Source organism: Arthrobacter sp. 01T419, assembly GCF_056398865.1.
This window is the reverse complement of the sequence record NZ_JBFTQF010000004.1, coordinates 65,147-85,015: the sequence shown is the minus strand read 5'-3', so window position 1 is coordinate 85,015 and position 19,869 is coordinate 65,147. Positions and strand designations below refer to the sequence as shown.

Below are 19,869 nucleotides of genomic sequence, written 5' to 3'. Positions count from 1 at the left end.
ATGGACGGATACTTCTACGCGGTGTTGGTAGTCGGCCTGCTGTCCACGATCATCTGCGTCGTGGCGGGCCTGGCGAAAAAGGCACCGAACGACGTCACGATTCTGTCCGTCGCCGCCGTCGAACTCGTCCTGCTGGTCTATCTCGTGGGATCGATCATCCGGGTGGCGATGGGTGAAAAGATCGCGGGGGAACCCTGGGAGTTCTGGGGTTACATCATCACCGCGCTCATGCTTCCGGTCGTGGCCGTGTATTGGTCCATCCTGGAACGGACCCGTTGGAGCAATTTCGTCATGGGCGCCGTGGGCGTCACCGCATTGGTCATGGCGGCCCGCATGAACCAGATCTGGTACTGACATTGGAAGAAGCACACGAAGTGACTGTCGAGACCCCTCACAAGAAGAACCGGGACACCCGCAACACCGGTCCCGGGAGGCTGCTGATCGCTGTCTACGCGGTTTTCGCGATCTCGGCCACGGCCCGCGCCGGTTACCAGATCCTGACCAAGTTCCCGGATGCCCCCTTGGCCCACATCCTCTCGGCCTTCGCGGCCGTGGTGTACGTCGTAGCCACGGTTTCCCTCGCCAAGCCGGGCCGCACCTGGTTCAAGGTGTCCTTGGCGGCCGTCCTCGTGGAAATGCTCGGCGTGATCGTAGTCGGTGCCATGAGCCTCTTCGATCCGATTGCTTTCCCGCACGACACCGTGTGGTCCTTGTTCGGACGCGGATACGGCTTTGTGCCGTTGATCCTCCCGGTCCTGGGCTTGCTCTGGCTTTACCGCAGACGCCCGGCACGGCTCCCGCAGTAGCAACGGCGAGCCCCCTGTTCCCGGGCAGCCGTGCCCTGGACAGCAGGTAACCTTAGAGAATTCCGGCGCCGGACCAGGCCGCCGGCACAGTGAATACCAGCAGCAAAAAAGGCGAGGTTGATGGTCCACATCTGGAACGATCCCACCGAAGTCCCCGAGGATTTCGGTCCAAGCGTCGTTACCATCGGGAACTTTGACGGCGTCCATCGCGGACACCAGCAGGTGCTGACGCAGCTTCTGCGCACTGCAGAGCAGCACGGTGCGCGGTCCGTCGTCGTGACTTTCGATCCGCACCCGGCCCTGGTCCACCGGCCCGACTCCGCGCCGGAGCTCATCATGGGACTGCAGGACAAGCTCGATGCCCTCGCCGACGCGGGCGTGGACGCTGTCCTCGTCATGAAATACAACCTCGCACTGGCGGGAATGACGCCCGAGGAATTCGTTGGCACCGTTCTGCTGGACGGGCTTCACGCAGCGCATGTCGTGGTGGGCCATGATCTCCGGTTCGGGGCAGGCAACTCCGGTGACGTCGGCACCATGCAGGCCCTCGGAAAGGAGCTCGGATTCGGCGTTAACGTCGTCAACGAGTTCGGCGCGGAGGGCTTTCCAGTTCACGACGACGGCGGCACGGACCGCCGCTGCTCCTCCACCTGGGTGCGCGAGGCACTCGCAGAGGGCGACGTCGAGACCGCTGCTGCCGTCCTCGGCCGCCCGCACCGGATGCGGGGCGAAGTGGTTCACGGCGCTGCGCGCGGACGCGCGCTCGGCTTTCCCACGGCCAACCTTGACCACGGTGCCACCGGCTACGTGCCCGCGGATGGAATCTACGCCGGTTGGCTGGTGGACCAGGCCGGAACCCGCTGGCCCGCAGCGATTTCCGTGGGTTCCAACCCCACCTTCGACGGCGTGAGCTGCCAGGTGGAAGCCCACGTCATCGACCGCCCGGAAGAGGCCGTGGAGGACTTCGACCTCTATGGCCAGACCGTCGTGGTGGAATTCACGGCGCGGCTGCGGGGGATGGTGGCCTACCGCGGACCAGAGGCACTTGTTGATCAGATGCGGCTCGACGTCATCCAGGCCCACGATCTTTTGCTGGATAAATAGGGCCGTATCGTGAGCGTTGAGAAGAACACCCGGCCACTCGACGAAGGCATCGTCAAGGATTTCAGCTCACGCATGAGCTACGGCTCCTACCTGCAGCTTCCCTTGCTGCTCAGCGCCCAGCAACCTGTCAGCCAGCCAGAGCACCATGACGAACTCTTGTTCATCATCCAGCACCAGACCACCGAGCTGTGGCTGAAGCTGGTCCTCCACGAGCTCCGCAGTGCGGCTACGTGGCTGCGCCAGGATGATCTTGGCTCAGCGCTCAAGGGCATCGCAAGGGTCAAGCACATCCAGAAGACCCTCACTGAACAATGGTCGGTGCTCGCCACCCTCACCCCTACCGAGTACTCCCAGTTCCGCGGTTTCCTGGGCAATGCCTCCGGCTTCCAATCGAGCCAGTACCGTGCGGTCGAATTCATTCTGGGCAACAAGAACGCCAAGATGTTGCCGGTGTTCGAATCGGACCCAGAATCCAAGGCCATGCTGGAGGAAATCCTGCACGCGCCGAGCATTTACGACGAGTTCCTGGCCTACCTTCACCGCCACGGCTACGACGTTCCGGCGTCCGTCCTGGATAGGGATGTCACCCAGGCCCACGAGTTCGCCCCTGAGCTTTTGCCCCTCTTCAAACACATCTATGAACATGCCGCAGACAACTGGGCGGCCTACGAGGCCTGCGAGGAACTGGTGGACCTTGAGGACAACTTCCAGCTGTGGCGTTTCAGGCATTTGCGCACTGTTCAGCGGACCATTGGCATGAAGACGGGAACCGGAGGTTCGAGCGGTGCCTCCTTCCTGAAGAAGGCACTTGACCTGACGTTCTTCCCGGAGCTGTTCGCCGTCCGGACCGAGATCGGGCAGTAACCGCAAACCCGTCTTTGAGGAGTCTTTGAGGAGGGTCACACGGCAGCTTTCGACAAGTTTGCCGGGCTGCCGGTAAACTGGGGGATGGATCCGGCTGCAGTCCGTGGCGGCTGGACCTGTTTTGTGTGCGGTCATCGGCACATCACAACCCGGCAGCGAGGCGCTGAATCGGGACGCACGGCACAACTCTAGGAGTTCACGTGGCACTTGAAGCCGCTGTTAAGCAGTCCATCATCGAGGCATACGCAACGTCCAAGGGCGACACTGGCTCGCCGGAGGTCCAGATTGCTGTCCTGACTCAGCGGATCAAAGATCTGACTGAGCACATGAAGGAGCACAAGCACGACTTCCACACCCAGCGCGGTCTGCTGGCCATGGTTGGTCGTCGCAAGCGCATGCTGGGCTACCTCAAGAAGACTGACATTGCCCGCTACCGTGCGCTCATCGAGCGCCTCGGCCTGCGCCGCTAGTTTGACTTCGGGCGGCCCGATCCTCCGCGGACCGGGCCGCCTTTTCTCCATAACTAAATCCAACACTTATCAGGAGTTCAACCGCATCGCGCATTCGCGGTCCTCGGTAGTGATCCCCGGGAGCAACCTTCTGTGATGAAGGCACAGCCCGTGGGTCTCGATCGATGACCGGGTGTCGTACAGGCCAGGAAAAGACGCTGGCCTGGGTCGATGCGGGAGGACTTCCGCTAAACAAGAAACGGAGGTGACTCTCAATGGAGGGTCCCGAAATCCAGTTCTCAGAAGCCATCATCGACAACGGCCGCTTCGGCAAGCGTGTTATCCGCTTCGAAACCGGCCGCCTTGCCAAGCAGGCAGCCGGCGCTGCGATGGTCTACATCGACGAAGACACCGCCCTACTGTCCGCAACCACCGCAGGCAAGTCCCCGCGTGAAGGCTTCGACTTCTTCCCGCTGACCGTGGACGTCGAAGAGCGCATGTACGCTGCCGGCCGCATCCCGGGCTCGTTCTTCCGCCGTGAAGGCCGCCCGTCCACCGAAGCCATCCTGGCTTGCCGCCTCATGGACCGCCCCCTGCGCCCCGCTTTCGTCAAGGGCTTGCGCAACGAGGTCCAGATCGTCGTCACCGTCCTGGCGATCAACCCGGACGAGCTCTACGACGTCGTGGCCATCAACGCCTCGTCCATGTCCACCCAGCTCTCGGGGCTCCCGTTCTCCGGCCCGATCGGTGGCGTCCGCGTTGCCCTCATCGCCGACGAACAGGGCACCGAATGGGTTGCTTTCCCGAAGCACTCCCAGCTTGAGAACGCCGTCTTCAACATGGTTGTTGCCGGCCGGATCGCCGGCGACGACGTCGCCATCATGATGGTTGAAGCCGAAGCCACGGACAACTCCTGGAACCTCATCAAGGAACAGGGCGCCACCGCTCCCACGGAAGAAGTTGTTTCCGAGGGTCTCGAAGCCGCCAAGCCGTTCATCAAGGCGCTGTGCGAGGCCCAGGCAGACCTGGCCGCCCGCGCCGCGAAGCCCACGGTTGAGTTCCCGGTCTTCCTGGACTACCAGGACGATGTCTATGCGGCTGTTGAAGCTGAAGCCGCCGAGAAGCTTGCCGCGGTCTTCCAGATCGCCGACAAGCAGGACCGCGACAACGCCTCCGACGAACTCAAGGACGAAGTCCTTGGCTCGCTCGCGGGCCAGTTCGAGGGCCGCGAGAAGGAGCTTTCTGCAGCCTTCCGCTCCCTGACCAAGCAGGTTGTGCGCCAGCGCATCCTCAAGGACCAGATCCGCATCGATGGCCGTGGCTTGACGGACATCCGCCAGCTGACCGCCGAGGTAGAGGTCCTGCCGCGCGTTCACGGTTCCGCCATCTTCGAGCGCGGCGAAACCCAGATCATGGGTGTCACCACGCTGAACATGCTCAAGATGGAGCAGCAGATTGACTCGCTGTCTCCCGTCACGCGCAAGCGCTACATGCACAACTACAACTTCCCGCCGTACTCCACCGGCGAGACCGGCCGCGTGGGCTCCCCGAAGCGCCGCGAAATCGGCCACGGTGCACTCGCGGAGCGCGCCCTGGTTCCGGTTCTGCCGTCCCGCGAGGAATTCCCGTACGCCATCCGCCAGGTTTCCGAGGCCCTCGGATCCAACGGTTCGACGTCGATGGGTTCCGTCTGCGCCTCCACGCTGTCCCTGCTCAACGCTGGTGTGCCGCTGAAGGCCGCTGTTGCCGGTATCGCCATGGGCCTGGTTTCCGACCAGGTTGACGGCCAGACCCGCTACGCAGCCCTGACCGACATCCTCGGCGCCGAAGACGCTTTCGGTGACATGGACTTCAAGGTTGCCGGTACCTCCGAGTTCGTCACGGCCATCCAGCTGGACACCAAGCTCGACGGCATCCCGGCATCGGTCCTGGCGGCAGCCCTGAAGCAGGCGCGCGAAGCACGCCTGCACATCCTTGATGTCATCAACGCCGCCATTGACACGCCGGACGAGCTTTCCGAGTTTGCCCCGCGCGTGATCGCCGTCAACATCCCCGTTGACAAGATCGGTGAGGTCATTGGCCCCAAGGGCAAGATGATCAACCAGATCCAGGAAGACACCGGCGCCGACATCTCCATCGAGGACGACGGCACGGTCTACATCGGCGCCACCAACGGTCCGTCTGCCGAAGCAGCCCGCGCCGCGATCAACGCCATCGCCAACCCGCAGATCCCGGAAATCGGTGAGCGTTACCTGGGCACGGTCGTCAAGACCACCACCTTTGGCGCGTTCGTTTCCTTGACCCCGGGCAAGGACGGTCTGCTGCACATCTCCGAGCTGCGCAAGCTGGCCAGCGGCAAGCGCGTGGACAACGTCGACGACGTCGTCTCCGTAGGCCAGAAGATCCAGGTTGAGATCACCAAGATCGACGACCGCGGCAAGCTCTCCCTCTCCCCGGTTGTGGCCGAGGAAGAAGGCGTCGCCTCTGAGGAAGCTCCGGCCGAAGAGGCTGAAGTCTCCGCAGAGTAGCCTGAACCGGCACGGCACGCGGCAGGACCGGTGGACATGTCCACCGGTCCTGCCCGCTTTAACGACGAATTCCCGCCCCAAGGGCGATGTACCCGCTGGTACGATTGCAGCCAGATTTGGCACCCGTGATTTCCCGTAGAACTGAAAGGTCTTGATGACTGTCGTACCCCTTCCTCTGGCGCAGACCGTGCCCGGTGGCGAACTGATCCATGGTGCCGAAGGTGGCTCTGTTGTCCGGCGTTCGGTGCTTCCAGGGGGTGTTCGCGTGCTCACCGAGGCCATGCCTGGGCAACGCTCGGCAACCATCGGATTCTGGGTGGGGGTCGGTTCGCGGGACGAGGCAGAGGGCCAACACGGCTCCACTCACTTCCTGGAGCATCTCTTGTTCAAGGGGACCAGGCGGCGTACAGCCCTTGAGATCGCCTCCACTTTCGACGAGGTGGGTGGTGAATCGAACGCGGCCACGGCCAAGGAAAGCACATGCTACTTTGCGCGGGTCCTGGATACCGACCTTCCCATGGCCATCGATGTCATCGCCGACATGATTACCGGTGCCGTGCTGGATCCGGCGGAGCTCGAACAGGAACGCGATGTGATCCTCGAGGAAATCGCCATGGACAGCGATGATCCCACCGATGTGGCTCACGAAAAATTCGTTGCTGCCGTACTCGGCATTCACCCGCTGGGACGCCCGATCGGCGGCACCCCGGCTGCCATCAAGGCTGTGTCCCGCGATTCGGTGTGGGAGCACTACCGGCGCTACTACCGGCCTGATGAAATCGTCATCACCGCCGCCGGTGGGTTGGATCACGACGTCGTTTGCCGCCTGGTGCTCGACGCCTTGCGGACAGCCGGTTGGGAATTGAAAGACGGCGCGGCCCCGGTTGACCGCCGTTCCACCGCGCGTGCCGATATCACCGGAACGGCTGGACTCCACGTGGTCAAGCGCCCGGTGGAGCAGGCCAACATCATCATGGGCTGCCCTTCGATCGTTGCCACCGATGACCGCCGCTTTGTCATGAGCGTCCTGAACGCGGTCCTAGGTGGCGGGATGTCGTCGCGGCTCTTCCAGGAGATCCGTGAAAAACGCGGACTCGTGTACTCTACCTATTCCTTTGCCTCCGCGTACGCGGACGCAGGCTACTTCGGCATGTATGCCGGCTGCACTCCGTCGAAGGTCAAGCAGGTTTTGGAACTCCTCGGGGCTGAACTGGACAAGCTCGCTTCAGACGGGATCACGGATGAGGAACTGCGCAAGGCTGTAGGCCAATTGTGCGGCGGAATCGTCCTGGCCCTTGAAGACACGGGTTCCCGGATGTCGCGGCTTGGCCGTGCCGAACTCGTCTCAGGCGAATTCCAGGACATCGACGAGACGCTTCGCCGCATCAAGGCCGTCACCGCCGAGCAAGTGCAGGAGCTCGCCGTCGTACTCGCCGCAGCCCCACGCACCGTGACCGTCGTCGGGCCCTTCGACGAGACGGAGACGTTCGGCCTCTAAGCACCACCCCTCCCAATGGACATGCCCAGCTCCCGGGCCAAGGGGTGGACATAACCCTGATATGTCCATTCCTTGCTTGGAAGAGGGGGCATGCTCGGTGGTGCGCGCTGGACGCTCCCAATGGACATGCCCAGCTCCTGGGCCAAGGGGTGGACATAACCCTGATATGTCCATTCCTTGCTTGGAAGAGGGGGCATGCTCGGTGGGGGAGGGTGGACGTGCCTGCTCGATCGGGAACATGATGGTGACGTATCCATCGTCTTGCGCAGGAGTCGCCATGAACGAGCCATTGAAGAGTCATGCAAACACTGCGCTGGAGGCCTTCCTGGGGCATTGGCGGGGGAGCACTGAGCTTGCCGCGTCGCCGTGGGGACCGGCCCGGACGGCCGACGCCGAGGTGACCTTCTCACGCGCGGCCGGAGGCTACGCGTTGGTGCAGAGCTACCGCCACATCGAGCCTGACGGTACGCACTTCGAGGGGCACGGGGTCTTTACCGTTGACCCGGACCACGGGGACACCTTGTGGTATTACGTGGACAGCATGGGCCGGCCACCGGAAGCTCCGGCCCGGGGTCACTGGCAGGACGGCACGCTGAGGCTTGAACGGCGTAGCCCCCGTGGGACCGCGAGACACACTTTCAAGGTAGATGGCGGAGTGCTGACGGACATGGCGGAACTGAGGCTCGGGGATGCCACGACATTTAGCCCGTTCATGATCTCCGTCTGCCGGCGCGTCTAAGGTCCGCCCCCAAAGGGCGCAACAGTCAGAGCGTCCTGGCCTCCACGGATTCCACGATCCGGGCGTCCGGCATGCCGTCGAGCGAGGCCGGCCGTCCGGGTCCACTCCATACCCTCGTCCGCAAGGTGTTCAGCATTGATTCAGCTTGGTCCCGCTCGGCGAAATCAAGCTCGATCAAGACTCGCTGCGAATCGTTCACAGGCCGGCAGACCCGGTAAGAAACAACGCCGGAGCCAGCACGATCGGCAGGATCCGAGTCGAATGACCGCTTCCATGCGGCGAAATCGTTCACAGCGTGTTCGATCTGGAGGGTGTACATGGCTATTCCTTTGCCGTTGCGCGGATAGGCACAGCGTAGGCTCCTTCAACCCGGGGAACCACCCTTTGGCCGTGGCCGGCTCAGCCGCCGGCAAACGGCGGAAGGACGTCGACGACGTCGTCCGCACCAAGAGCGGCCGAACGGTCGCGGACGGCTACTTCGTTGCGCAGGAAGCTGCTGCGCGAAATGATCCGGGCCAAGGTGGGCGTGCCCGCTGGAGGTTCCGGACGTTCGACAGCGAGCAGGGCGGCGATGAGCCCTTCCAAGCTGGTTCCTTCCGGAAGGCTGTGGTTCTCCTCTTCGACGCCTGCCGCGGCGCGTGCGGCAGCGAAGTAACGTACAAGCACAGTTTCAGCCTCCAATTGCGCTCATGCTCCGCTCCGGCTGGACGAAGTCCGGTGCGCCCAGACCGGTGTGGTCCATGCCGTGCGCCTTGGGCTTGATCCACATGGCATCCTGCCAGCGTTGGGCGAGTTCCTCGTCGTCCGCTCCGGAACGAAGTAGTCCCAACAGATCGAATTCCTCGCGGGAGAACAGGCAACTCATGATCTTGCCCTCGGCGGTGATCCTTGTGCGCCGGCAATCGGAACAGAACGGCTCGGTGACCGATGCGATAATACCGACGGTGCCCAGAACGGGTCCGTTGGCTTCCGCAGATGCCGGGTCCCGGCGTCGTACTTCGAATCGTTCGGCCGGTGCGCCGTCGCGCTCGCGCGGGTCCGGGCTCAGCACGAAGTCGCGGGAAAGCAGTTCGCGGATCTCCGCTGCCGTGATCATGTTCCGCCGTGTCCAACCATGATCGGCGTCCAGCGGCATTTGCTCGATGAAGCGCAGCTCATAGCTGCGGTCCAAAGCCCAGGCCAGGAGATCGGGGGACTCGGCGTCGTTGATTCCCCGCATGAGGACGGCATTGATTTTGACCGGTCCCAAGCCGGCGGCCCAGGCGGCATCGACGCCGGCCAGCACCTTGTCGAGGAAGGGCCGCCGGGTCAGCTTGGCGAACGTCTCTTCGTGCAGGGAATCGAGGGAGACATTGATGCGTGTGAGCCCGGCTTCCTTGAGCGAGGCCGCCTTCTTATCCAGGCCGACGCCGTTGGTGGTCATCGAGATCGGCAGATGAGGGTGCCCCTTGCGGAGGGCCGAGATGATGTCCACGAGGTCGGCACGCACCAAGGGCTCGCCGCCGGTGAGGCGCAGCTCGCGGACCCCGAGTTGATCGACGCCGATTCGCACTAGGCGGACAATCTCGGCGGCGGTCATGACGGCCTGTTTGGACAACCATTCGAGACCTTCGGCGGGCATGCAGTACGTGCACCTGAGGTTGCACTTGTCAGTCAGCGACAAGCGCATATCGGTGGCCCGGCGTCCGTAGCGGTCGAACAGGCCCACAGGGGTTCCAGCAGGGCGCGGCGGGGGCGCAGACACGCTGCTTCCAGTCCTATCGCCCGTAGCGGGCAGCGGCATGCCTAGCTGAACACTCATGGATTCAGGCTACGCCAGGCAGGGCCCAAGCGTGATATCGCCCACTGGTCACGTCCGGCCGCTTGCCATAGGAAGGAGTTCTTACGGAATACGTACAGTTGGCCCGCGGACGGCCGGAACACGCACCACGGGGCCCCTGCGAATCTATGCTGAAGGTGTGAACATGCAGCCCGCGCCGCACGCTGCCGAACCTGGCAATCGCCGCATCCTCCTGGTCGAAGACGAACAGACCATCGCCGACGTCGTCCGGGACTATCTGGTCCAGGCAGGCTTCCAGGTCGATCTCGCGGGCGACGGCTTTACAGCCTTGAGCGTCGCGGCCGCCAGGCGGCCCGATCTCGTCATCCTGGACCGGATGCTGCCCGGACTCGACGGGGTGGAGGTGTGCCGCAGGTTGCGCCTGGCCATGAGCGTTCCCATCATTATGGTCACCGCCCTCGGCACGGAAGACGACCGCATCCTGGGGCTGGAAACCGGAGCGGACGACTACGTCACGAAGCCTTTTTCACCGCGCGAACTGGTTCTCCGGGTGAAATCCGTGTTGCGCCGGAGCATCCGGGAATTCAGCCCGGAGCCGCCCGTGGAACTCGCCGGCTTCGCATTGGATCCGGCCTCGCGGACAGTCCTGCACGACGGCAAGCCGCTGACGTTGACGGTGCGCGAATTCGATTTGCTGGCTTTCCTGCTCCGCCGGCCCAACCAGGTGTTCAGCCGTGAGGAACTCATTAAGGCAGTGTGGGGCTGGGAGTTCGGTGATTTGTCCACGGTGACGGTGCATGTCCGCCGCTTGCGCGAAAAGATCGAAGACAACCCCACAACTCCGGTGCTGCTCAAGACTGTCTGGGGAGTCGGTTACCGCTTTGACGCGAAGGAAAGTGGACATGCAGGCAACTGAAATGTTCACGATCCTGGCTTGGATGCTCCTGTGGGCGGTTCTCATCGGCGCCTTGACCCTTGCGTTGCTGAGGTTCCTGCGCGGTGCGTCGATCCTGGTGCAGATTTGCCTCGTGGTGGTGGCTACCGTTGCTGTTCTCGTGGCGGGGATGGTGAGCGCCTTCAATGCGATGTTCATTTCCGCCCTGGACCTCGAAGTCATGTGGTACATCCTCGCGGTGGCCTCAGCCGTTGCCATTGCCATTTCGCTGGTCCTCGGCGCCGGGGTATCCCGCAACGCCATCCGGCTCGTGGCCGCGACGCGGCGCCTCGGCAGTGGCGAAGCCCTCGACGGTTCCGTTCTGCCTCAAACGGCGTCGCGGCGAACCGCACCGGCCATGAACTCCGAACTGGCACAGCTCGCCCAGGAACTGGAAACGAGCAGCCTCAAACTGGAAGAATCCCGGCGGCGGGAAGCCGCGGTCGAAACCGCTCGTCGCGAACTGGTCTCCTGGATCTCGCACGACCTCCGGACTCCCTTGGCCAGCATGCGGGCCATGGCCGAGGCTCTTGAAGACGGCATGGCGTCCGACGTCCCCGCGTACTATCGCAAGATTATCGGCCAGACGGACCAGATGGCGGTGATGGTCAACGACCTCTTGGAACTGTCCAAAATCCAGGCGGGAACGTTACGCCTGAGCGCGGAAGCTTTGGACCTCTACGACCTGGTGAGCGACGCCATTGCCGATCTTGCCCCCCTTGCCGCGCAGCGCGGCATCCGGCTCGACGGCGGTGGCGACCGCGAGTGCATGGCCGTCGCAGACGGTCCCAGCCTGGGCAGGGCAGTCCGCAACGTGGTCCTCAACGCGATCATCTACAGCAGGCCCGACGGCGGCGTCCGGGTAAGCGTCGGACGCGAAGGCAGCGACGCCGTCGTCGATGTCGTGGACAATTGCGGGGGCATCGATGACGAAGACCTGGCCCACGTCTTCGAGACCGGCTGGCAAAAGGACCGCTCCAGGAGCGCAGGAATGCGGTTCGAAGAAGGGCAACCGCGCTACAGCGGAGCCGGTGTGGGGCTCAGCATGGTGGCGGGCATCGTCAAGGCCCATGGCGGCAGCGTCACGGTGGTGAACGCGGGAGAGGGTTGCCGTTTCACCCTCCGCCTCCCCTCGGGCGCACAGGCAAAGGCAAGCGCGCTTCCGATACAGACAGCTCCGGCGGACATCATTCCGGCAAAGAGCACCAAACAGGCAGGCACGACATGAGCAGGACCACTCCGAAGGCAGAGAAACCCAGTACCAGGACGGCGGCCCGTTGGTCTGCAGTTTGCGGCGTGGCGGCCATCGGACTCGGGGTGGCCGCCGGAGAGTTGTTGGCTGGTTTCCTGAGCCCGTCCGTCTCACCTGTCACCGCGCTTGGCGGTGTGGTGATCGATGCCGTACCGGGTTGGGCCAAGGAACTGGCCGTCAGCCTTTTCGGCACCGCGGATAAAATCGCACTGATCACCAGCATCGCCCTCGTGACGCTGGTTCTTGCTGCGCTCGCCGGGCTCCTGGAATACCGGCGAAAGGGAGCGGGGCTGGTGCTCGCCTTGCTCGCCGGAGCGGCTGGTTTGGCTGCCGTTTTGACGCGCGCCCAAGCGGCACCCACAGCTGCAATCGCCCCCGTCGTGGCCACCGTGGTCACCATGCTTTTCCTCCGGCTCCTGATCCAGCGGCTCGAAACCTGGCGACCAGTGCGCGAAGCGGTCGATATGCCCCTGGCCCGCCGAAGCTTCGTGCAATTGCTCGGCGGAACGGCGATCGCAGCCGTGGTCGCAGGAATCGTGACGACGGTGGTGCGAAGGGCAGGAACGGTCGTTTCCGATTTCCGCCAGGCGGTGGCCCTGCCAGCACCGGTGACTCCGGCCCAGAAGGTCCCCGACGGCGCCGCGCTCACCTTGGCGGGACTGCGGCCGCTCGTCACCCCGAACGCTGACTTCTACCGGATTGACACCGCACTGATCCCACCAGCAGTGAATCCGCCTGAGTGGGTCCTCAAGGTGACAGGCTTGGTGGAACGCGAAGTCCAGTTGGATTTCGCCACACTGCTGAGCAAACCGATGATCGAGCGCCACGTGACCATCGCCTGTGTATCCAACGAGGTCGGTGGAGACCTGATCGGTAACGCCCTTTGGCTGGGCTGGCCGGTCCGCGAACTCCTGGCCATGGCCGGGCCCAAGCCGGGCGCGGACATGGTGCTGTCCCGCAGTACCGACGGCTGGACCGCCGGAACCCCCCTCGAAGCGCTTACCGACAATCGCGACGCCATCCTCGCCGTCGGTATGAACGGCGAACCCTTGCCGCTGGAACATGGCTTCCCCGTCCGGATGATCGTCCCGGGCCTCTATGGATATGTTTCTGCCACCAAATGGCTGACGGAGCTGAAAGTCACCCGCTTCGCTGACGACCAAGGCTATTGGACGCCGCGCGGCTGGAGCGACCATGGACCCATCAAGACGCAGTCCCGCATCGATGTGCCCCGGGACGGCCGCTCGGTCAAAGCAGGAACGGTCCAGTTCGGCGGGGTCGCCTGGGCTCAACACCGCGGCGTCTCCAAGGTGGAGCTACGAGTCGATCGGGGCAACTGGCAGGAAGCCAAGCTCGCTCCAGGAATCTCCACGGACACGTGGTACCAGTGGCAACTGGGCCTTCAATTGAGTGTTGGAGACCATGAGGTCCAGGTCCGTGCCACCGATGCTACCGGCACGCCCCAGCCTGAACCCCGTACTCCCGTGGCTCCGGACGGCGCCACGGGATTCCACACCATCCGGGTCACCGCCAACTGACACTAGGCTGTGTAGGTCTGAGCGAAACAATCGGGAGGAACACCGTGGCCAGATCCGTCGCAGCCCACCGCGAAGCCGTCAAGGAGCTGCTGTCCGGCCTTGCGCGCCAAGGAAGCACCGAAGGGCTGCCCTTGATGGGCGCGCTCGGACGCGTGCTCGCCGTCGACGTCCTGGCTCCGCTCAGCCTGCCGCCGTTCGCCAACTCCCAAATGGACGGTTTTGCCGTCCGCTCAGCGGACCTCGCGGCGGAAGCAGGGAACGACGCCGGTGCGGAGCTGACGGTGGTGGATCCCGTCCCGGCCGGCGCGGCACCGGCGCGACTCGTGCCCGGCACCACGGCCCCCATCATGACCGGCGCCATGATGCCGGAGGGTGCGGACGCCGTCGTGCCTATCGAACGGGCAGTGCCCGATGTCTTCCCCGCGACCGGGGTAGCAGCAACCGTCCGTCTTCCGGCAACCGAGCCGGGAACGTTCGTCCGCGACGCCGGAAGCGACATCGCCGAGGGGACCGTTGCCTTGCGGGCCGGAACTGTCCTTGGCCCTGGGCAATTGGGTTTGCTCGCCGCCTTGGGGATGACCGCCGTCGAGGTCCGCAAGCCGGTACACGTGCTGCTGGTGACTACGGGCGATGAAGTCGTGGAACCCGGCACGCCCCTCCCGGAAGGCAAGATTTACGATTCCAACGGAACCCTGCTGGAAGCCGCCATGGTGCAATCAGGCCTCCGGGTCACGCGGACGGGAATCAGCGGAGACGATCCTGCTGCCCTCCAAGGCCTACTGCATCGTCACCTCGGGGCGGTCGATCTCATCGTGACCACCGGGGGAGTCAGCAAGGGCGCCTATGAAGTGGTGAGGCAGGCCATGGATGGCCAAACGGTCGAGTTCGTGTCCGTGGCCATGCAACCCGGCGGACCCCAAGGGATCGGAATGTTCGACGGCGTGCCCTTCCTGGGATTCCCCGGCAACCCGGTGAGCTGCCTTGTGTCCTTCGAGATGTTCCTTCGCCCGGCGCTCGCCGTCGTCGTGGGAAACCCGGCGTTGCGGCCAAGCCTGCAAGCGCGCCTCACGGAGTCATTGACATCGCCAGCGGGTAAGCACCAGGTCCGCCGCGGAACCCTGCTTCCGGGTGGAAAGGTCCGCCTCGAGGGCGGCGCCGGTTCCCACCTCATCCATGCGCTCGCCAACTCGAACGCGCTGGTCCAGGTTCCTGCGGACGTCACGGAACTCGACGCCGGCGCGGAAGTGGAAGTATGGATGTTGTGAATGACACTTCAGACTCCGCCGGCATCGTCGGCGGCCCCACCGACCTACGCCAGGATGGCGTTGGCGCCCTGACGCATTTGCGCCAGGATGGAACGGCCCAGATGGTCGATGTCTCCGGGAAGGCCGTGACCACGCGCGAGGCTACCGCTACCGCCACCGTCCACACCACCTCCGAAGTACTCGCCCTGCTCGGCGCCGGTGAGCTTCCCAAAGGGGACGCCCTGGCAGTGGCGCGCGTTGCCGGCATCATGGCGGCAAAGAAGACGCCCGAACTGATCCCGCTATGCCACCCGCTGCCGATTTCCAAGGTCACAGTGGACTTCGAACTCGGTCCGCACACGGTAATGGTGTTGGCGACGGTCAAGACCAAAGGTGTCACCGGCGTGGAGATGGAGGCGTTGACCGCGGCATCCGTTGCCGCGCTCAGCGTCTACGACATGATCAAGGCCGTTGACAAGCACGCCGTCATTAGCGGCATCCAGGTGCTCGCCAAGAGCGGCGGGAAGAGCGGGGACTGGGACCTTGGCCCCGTATCGAATGCACGCGTCGAAGGCGGGAAGGCATGAGCGGCTGCGAACCCCACCGCGGTGCGAGGAGAGCCGGCGTCGTTATTGCGTCCACCCGTGCCGCGGCCGGAATGTACCAAGACGAAACCGGTCCCGTGATCCTGGACTGGCTGGCCGAACACGGCTACGAGACCTTCCCCGTCATGGTTGTGCCGGATGGCGAGCCCGTCGGTGCCGCCATCCGTGCGCTCCTGACGCAGGAACCCGCCGTCGTGATTACCAGCGGTGGGACGGGGCTGAGCCCCGATGACCGCACGCCGGAGGTCACGCTGCCTTTGTTGGATCGCGAAATACCGGGCCTCATGGAAGGCATCCGCCGCGCCGGAGCTGCCAAAACCCCCATGGCCATGCTGAGCCGGGGCCACGCCGGCACTGCAGGCAAGACGTTCATTGTGAATCTTCCGGGTTCGCCGAAAGGCGTGATGGACGGGCTCGCCGTCCTGGACCCTGTCATCGCCCACCTATGCGATCAACTGGAGGGAAGTCATGGCCACTGAAACCGACTTCGAAGTCATTAGCGCAGTCCTCAGCGCCGAGCCGATTTCCGTGGACCAAGCCATCGCTGCGGTCGAATCGGACACGGCAGGGGCAGTGGTGAGCTTCAGTGGCGTGGTCCGCAACCACGACGGCGGCAAGCCCGTGGACCGACTCAGCTACAGTGCCCACCCCACGGCGCATCAGGTCATGTCCGACGTCGTGGCGCAGCTCGTAGCAGAGCACTCGGGAGAGGCTGCCCAACCTGTCCGTATTTGGGCGGCCCATCGGATCGGCATGCTGGAGATCGGCGATCCCGCACTCGTCTGTGCCGTGGCCGCTGCACACCGCGGACAAGCCTTCGCGGTGTGCTCGGAACTGGTGGACAGGATCAAGGCGCAAGTGCCCATCTGGAAGGAACAGTTCTTCAGCGACGGCACGGTGGAGTGGGTCGGCGCGGGGGAGTAGCTCGCTTGCCGTCGAAATCGCCGGAACGGTGCCGGTTCGCCGGAGCGTTCGGGCGAACCAGCACGGTTCCGGCGACCCCACGTTGGGGCAGCCACCAACCGGTAGGGTTAAGGTCATGACCGAACAACTTGCTGTTGCCGTGCTGGGCGCCCACGGGCGCATGGGTATAGAAGCCGTCAGGGCGGTGGAGGCAGCCGCCGACATGAAGCTCGTCGCGGCGCTCGGCCGCGGCGACTCCCTCGATGCCCTGCTCGACGCCGGCGCCAAGTATATTGTGGACCTCACGGTTCCGGACAGCACCGAAGCGAACGTCCGTTTCGCCGTCGAACACGGTATGCACGCCGTGGTCGGCACCACTGGCTGGGACGCCGCTCGGCTTGCAGCCTTGCGCGAGTTGCTGGCCGCGAACCCTGGCTCGGGCGTCCTGATCGCACCCAACTTCGCGCTCGGCTCAGTCCTGGCCTCGGCGTTCGCCGCCAAAGCCTCCAAGTATTTCGAATCAGTCGAAATCGTCGAACTTCACCATCCCAACAAGGTGGACGCGCCCTCGGGCACTGCCGTCCGCACGGCCCAGCTCATTGCGGCGGCCCGCGAAGAAGCCGGAGTCCCGGCCAGCCCGGACGCCACAGACACCGCCCTTGACGGCGCGCGCGGTTGCGACGTTGACGGTATCCGCGTCCACAGCGTCCGCCTGCGCGGGCTGGTGGCGCACCAGGAAGTGCTCCTCGGCGGTCCGGGGGAGCAACTGACCATCCGCCACGATTCCTTTGACCGGGCGTCCTTCATGCCCGGTGTGCTGCTGGGACTTCGAAATGTCGCAGCCTACCCCGGGCTGACAGTCGGCCTGGACGGATACCTGGACTTGGGGCTGTAGGCGCATGGGCTCGCTTTGGAACACGTTCAAGAAGAACCGCACCAAGATCTGGGTGGGTGCCGTCACGCTGCTGCTGGTGCTCTACTTGGTGGTCACCTTCCAGCGTTCGATCCTGCTGCTCAGCGACCAGAACCTGGTAGCCAAGGGAATCGGCGCGGCCTATTTGGTGCTTCCCATCATCGGGGCGTGGGCTTTGATCCGGGAACTGGTGTTTGGCGCCCGCACCGAGAAGATGGCCAAGGTGCTCGAAGCCGAGGGCGGGCTGCCGGTGGACAACCTGCCGCGTACGCCGGGAGGACGCATTGTCCGTGCGGCTGCGGACGCAGAGTTCGAGAAGTACCGCGTGGAGGCCGAGGCAGCGCCCGAGGACTGGCGCTCTTGGTTCCGGCTCAGCTGCGCGTACGATGCCGCCGGTGACCGCAAGCGTGCCAGGGAATCCATGCGCGACGCCGTACGCCTGTTCCGCGCCCAGCCCACCGCGGAAGGGGCCAAGTAGCCGCGGTTCGCTTAATGGATTGTCTTGTATTCGAATATATGTTCGAATACCATGGCTGCATGAACGATCCTTCGAAGCGGCCGAACTCGTACCCCCACGGCCTGGATGGGCCCATGAAGGCGATGAGTCCGGGCGTCGTCGACTTCCTCTTCCGCCAACTCGTCGCGGGGGAGTCGCCGGAAGACGTGCAGTGGCGGCGCGAGGGAACCGTCCTGGGCGAACAACAGCCGGGAGCCGAGCTGGCCAGGCGGCTTGCGGAGACTGACCTCGAATCGTTGACCCCTGTTGAATTGTTCGACTACGTGCGGGCGGCCCAACGGCTGGGTGCGTGGGCGGACCGCTTGCGCGAATCGGCCGTTGCCCAGTATTGCTCGCCGGAGGCGTCGCGGCTGCCGAACGCTCCCACGGGCCGGAATCAAGGCAGCCCGGCGAGGACCACGGGTGGCGGTCGCCAAAGCGGTCCTGCCTAAGCGGGCCAGTCTAGGATGGCTAGGTGACTGCTGCCCTGACTGTTGCCGCCATTCAGTACGAAGCCCACGACGGCGGCGTGCCCGCCAATGTGCCGGAACACGTCCGTCTTATCGAGGACGCCCATTCGCACGGCGTCCGCCTTGTCGTCTTTCCCGAATTGTCCCTGACGGGTTATGACCTGAAACTGTTCGCCGATGAGGACGCCTGGGTGACTCCGGGGGATCCACGGCTTGAGGACATCCATGACATCGCCACGCGGACCGGCATTACGGTGGTTGTCGGTGCCGCATTCCGGGAAGGCGACGGAACGCCGCGCCTGGCTTCCCTGGTCATCCGGCCCGCCGGAGACGCGGCGCCCGCGTTCAAGACCCACCTGCACGGAGTCGAGCGGGAGCTGTTCGTGCCAGGAAGTGGTCCGGCCCTCCTCGAACTCGACGGGTGGAGGATTGCCCTGGCCATTTGTTTCGACGCCGCAGTTCCGTCCCATGCATCCGCAGCGGCTGAGGCGGGAGCGGACGTCTATGCTGTTTCGGCCGTCTATGTCCAAGGCGAAGAGCACCGGTTGGGTCTCCATCTCGGCGCGAGGTCCATGGATCATCGGATGTTCGGCATCCTCGCCAACATGGGCGGTTCCACGTCCATCGGAGATTCGTGCGGACTCAGCGGCGCCTGGGGGCCGGACGGCCGCGCCCTCACCCAGCTCAACGTCAGTGGTTCGGCAATAGGCATCGCGACGCTTCAGCCTGAGGCCTTGCTCCCATTTCGCTGAATTTGACGACAATCACGACGCCGTCATTCTCCTATCCTGTAGATGACAGGGTAACGTTTTTCATATGTCTGACTCTCGTGTGAACGTTCCTGCTCTCGGTACCCTTCTGACCGCCATGGTCACCCCGTTCACCAAGGACGGCGAAGTCGATTACAAGCAGGCAGCGGAATTGGCAGTCAAACTCGTCGACGACGGCTGCGATGGCCTGGTTGTCACCGGGACAACCGGAGAGACGTCCACCCTCACGGATGCGGAAAACCTCGGCATGTTCCGCGCCGTGAAGGAAGCTGTAGGCGGTCGCGCCGCAATCATCGCGGGAACCGGAACCAATGACACCGCGCACTCGGTGCACCTCTCCCAGGAAGCCGCGAAGCTCGGCGTCGACGGTCTCTTGATCGTCACGCCGTACTACAACAAGCCGAGCCAGGCCGGCGTCCGGGCCCATTTCGAGACCATTGCGTCGGCCACCGAGTTGCCGGTCATGCTGTACGACATTCCCGGGCGTTCTTCCATTCAGATCGCGCCGGAGACCATGATCGGTCTTGCCGCCCACCCCAACATTGTTGCGGTCAAGGATGCCAAAGCCGATTTCGCGGCTGCAACGCGTGTCATGGCTGAAACCGACCTCCTTTTCTATTCAGGGGACGATGGCCTGACCCTCCAGTGGATGGCCCTGGGCGCAGTGGGCCTTGTAGGCGTCACTACGCACGTCGTCACCCGGCGCTTCCGTGAGCTCGTCGACGCGATCAACGCGAACGACCTCGGCACGGCCCGTAAGATCAACTTCGAACTGGAGCCCGTGGTGCGTGCAACCATGACCCGGGTCCAAGGCGCTGTCGCCGCCAAACAAATTCTTAAATGGCAGGGAGTCCTGCCCAACTCGGTTGTCCGTTTGCCCCTCGTGGAGCCGGACGCCGCCGAGATCGCAACCATCCGCGAGGACTTGGCGGAAGCTGGAATGGACTTCACTGTCTAGAAGGATTCCGCCGGAAAG

At 64.1% G+C, this 19,869-nt stretch carries 23 protein-coding genes; 20 read left to right on the top strand and 3 right to left on the bottom strand.

The window, feature by feature from the left end; genetic code table 11:
- The 8 genes from AC1DLO_RS08175 to AC1DLO_RS08140 all read left to right on the top strand — a co-directional run bounded on the left by AC1DLO_RS08175 (position 1) and on the right by AC1DLO_RS08140 (position 7,988).
- Positions 1-354, top strand: a complete 354-nt coding sequence (locus AC1DLO_RS08175; RefSeq protein WP_476889146.1) for a hypothetical protein — start codon at positions 1-3, stop codon at positions 352-354.
- A 2-nt stretch (positions 355-356) separates the two neighbouring features.
- Positions 357-806: a hypothetical protein gene (locus AC1DLO_RS08170; protein ID WP_476889145.1), complete on the top strand. Its 450-nt coding sequence runs from the start codon at positions 357-359 to the stop codon at positions 804-806.
- Between the two features lie 120 nt (positions 807-926).
- Positions 927-1,910, top strand: a complete 984-nt coding sequence (locus AC1DLO_RS08165; protein WP_476889144.1) for a bifunctional riboflavin kinase/FAD synthetase — start codon at positions 927-929, stop codon at positions 1,908-1,910.
- A 9-nt stretch (positions 1,911-1,919) separates the two neighbouring features.
- Positions 1,920-2,774 (top strand): tryptophan 2,3-dioxygenase, encoded by an 855-nt coding sequence (gene kynA / locus AC1DLO_RS08160; protein ID WP_476889143.1) that lies wholly within the window; start codon positions 1,920-1,922, stop codon positions 2,772-2,774.
- A gap of 200 nt (positions 2,775-2,974) precedes the next feature.
- Entirely contained in the window at positions 2,975-3,244 is a 270-nt protein-coding gene (rpsO, locus tag AC1DLO_RS08155; RefSeq protein WP_028266602.1) for a 30S ribosomal protein S15, read from the top strand.
- 254 nt (positions 3,245-3,498) lie between these two features.
- Entirely contained in the window at positions 3,499-5,751 is a 2,253-nt protein-coding gene (locus AC1DLO_RS08150) for a polyribonucleotide nucleotidyltransferase (protein WP_476889142.1), read from the top strand.
- A gap of 154 nt (positions 5,752-5,905) precedes the next feature.
- The gene (locus tag AC1DLO_RS08145) at positions 5,906-7,249 is read left to right on the top strand and encodes a M16 family metallopeptidase (RefSeq protein ID WP_476889141.1); all 1,344 of its coding nucleotides are present in this window, start codon (positions 5,906-5,908) and stop codon (positions 7,247-7,249) included.
- A 277-nt stretch (positions 7,250-7,526) separates the two neighbouring features.
- Entirely contained in the window at positions 7,527-7,988 is a 462-nt protein-coding gene (locus AC1DLO_RS08140) for a DUF1579 family protein (RefSeq protein ID WP_476889140.1), read from the top strand.
- A 25-nt stretch (positions 7,989-8,013) separates the two neighbouring features.
- Here AC1DLO_RS08140 and AC1DLO_RS08135 read toward each other — a convergent pair whose 3' ends face one another.
- The 3 genes from AC1DLO_RS08135 to moaA form a co-directional block, all read right to left on the bottom strand.
- Positions 8,014-8,307 (bottom strand): hypothetical protein, encoded by a 294-nt coding sequence (locus AC1DLO_RS08135; protein WP_476889139.1) that lies wholly within the window; start codon positions 8,305-8,307, stop codon positions 8,014-8,016.
- Positions 8,308-8,387: 80 nt separating this feature from the next.
- Entirely contained in the window at positions 8,388-8,654 is a 267-nt protein-coding gene (locus tag AC1DLO_RS08130; RefSeq protein WP_184735822.1) for a MoaD/ThiS family protein, read from the bottom strand.
- Between the two features lie 4 nt (positions 8,655-8,658).
- The gene (gene moaA / locus AC1DLO_RS08125) at positions 8,659-9,789 is read right to left on the bottom strand and encodes a GTP 3',8-cyclase MoaA (protein WP_476889138.1); all 1,131 of its coding nucleotides are present in this window, start codon (positions 9,787-9,789) and stop codon (positions 8,659-8,661) included.
- Positions 9,790-9,952: 163 nt separating this feature from the next.
- On the opposite strand from moaA, the gene AC1DLO_RS08120 reads away from it, so the two are divergent.
- The 12 genes from AC1DLO_RS08120 to dapA all read left to right on the top strand — a co-directional run bounded on the left by AC1DLO_RS08120 (position 9,953) and on the right by dapA (position 19,851).
- Positions 9,953-10,684: a response regulator transcription factor gene (locus AC1DLO_RS08120; protein WP_476889284.1), complete on the top strand. Its 732-nt coding sequence runs from the start codon at positions 9,953-9,955 to the stop codon at positions 10,682-10,684.
- Complete coding sequence (locus AC1DLO_RS08115; protein ID WP_476889137.1) at positions 10,671-11,930, top strand: sensor histidine kinase; 1,260 nt, start codon at positions 10,671-10,673, stop codon at positions 11,928-11,930. The genes AC1DLO_RS08120 and AC1DLO_RS08115 overlap by 14 nt, the downstream gene beginning before the upstream one ends.
- Positions 11,927-13,492: a molybdopterin-dependent oxidoreductase gene (locus tag AC1DLO_RS08110; RefSeq protein WP_476889136.1), complete on the top strand. Its 1,566-nt coding sequence runs from the start codon at positions 11,927-11,929 to the stop codon at positions 13,490-13,492. The genes AC1DLO_RS08115 and AC1DLO_RS08110 overlap by 4 nt, the downstream gene beginning before the upstream one ends.
- A gap of 44 nt (positions 13,493-13,536) precedes the next feature.
- Positions 13,537-14,757, top strand: a complete 1,221-nt coding sequence (locus AC1DLO_RS08105) for a molybdopterin molybdotransferase MoeA (protein ID WP_476889135.1) — start codon at positions 13,537-13,539, stop codon at positions 14,755-14,757.
- The gene (gene moaC / locus AC1DLO_RS08100) at positions 14,745-15,323 is read left to right on the top strand and encodes a cyclic pyranopterin monophosphate synthase MoaC (protein ID WP_476889134.1); all 579 of its coding nucleotides are present in this window, start codon (positions 14,745-14,747) and stop codon (positions 15,321-15,323) included. Before AC1DLO_RS08105 ends, moaC begins: the two co-directional genes overlap by 13 nt.
- Positions 15,320-15,820 (top strand): MogA/MoaB family molybdenum cofactor biosynthesis protein, encoded by a 501-nt coding sequence (locus tag AC1DLO_RS08095; protein WP_184735810.1) that lies wholly within the window; start codon positions 15,320-15,322, stop codon positions 15,818-15,820. Before moaC ends, AC1DLO_RS08095 begins: the two co-directional genes overlap by 4 nt.
- Entirely contained in the window at positions 15,810-16,265 is a 456-nt protein-coding gene (locus tag AC1DLO_RS08090; protein ID WP_184735808.1) for a molybdenum cofactor biosynthesis protein MoaE, read from the top strand. The genes AC1DLO_RS08095 and AC1DLO_RS08090 overlap by 11 nt, the downstream gene beginning before the upstream one ends.
- A 115-nt stretch (positions 16,266-16,380) precedes the next feature.
- Positions 16,381-17,139: a 4-hydroxy-tetrahydrodipicolinate reductase gene (gene dapB / locus AC1DLO_RS08085; RefSeq protein WP_476889133.1), complete on the top strand. Its 759-nt coding sequence runs from the start codon at positions 16,381-16,383 to the stop codon at positions 17,137-17,139.
- Between the two features lie 4 nt (positions 17,140-17,143).
- Entirely contained in the window at positions 17,144-17,635 is a 492-nt protein-coding gene (locus AC1DLO_RS08080) for a hypothetical protein (protein ID WP_184735804.1), read from the top strand.
- Positions 17,636-17,694: 59 nt separating this feature from the next.
- Complete coding sequence (locus AC1DLO_RS08075) at positions 17,695-18,105, top strand: hypothetical protein (protein ID WP_476889132.1); 411 nt, start codon at positions 17,695-17,697, stop codon at positions 18,103-18,105.
- 23 nt (positions 18,106-18,128) lie between these two features.
- Positions 18,129-18,875 carry a carbon-nitrogen hydrolase family protein gene (locus tag AC1DLO_RS08070; RefSeq protein WP_476889131.1) on the top strand — a complete coding sequence of 249 codons (747 nt, stop codon included), beginning with the start codon at positions 18,129-18,131 and terminating at the stop codon, positions 18,873-18,875.
- Between the two features lie 64 nt (positions 18,876-18,939).
- Entirely contained in the window at positions 18,940-19,851 is a 912-nt protein-coding gene (dapA, locus tag AC1DLO_RS08065; RefSeq protein ID WP_184735800.1) for a 4-hydroxy-tetrahydrodipicolinate synthase, read from the top strand.
- The last annotated feature ends 18 nt before the right edge of the window (positions 19,852-19,869 follow it).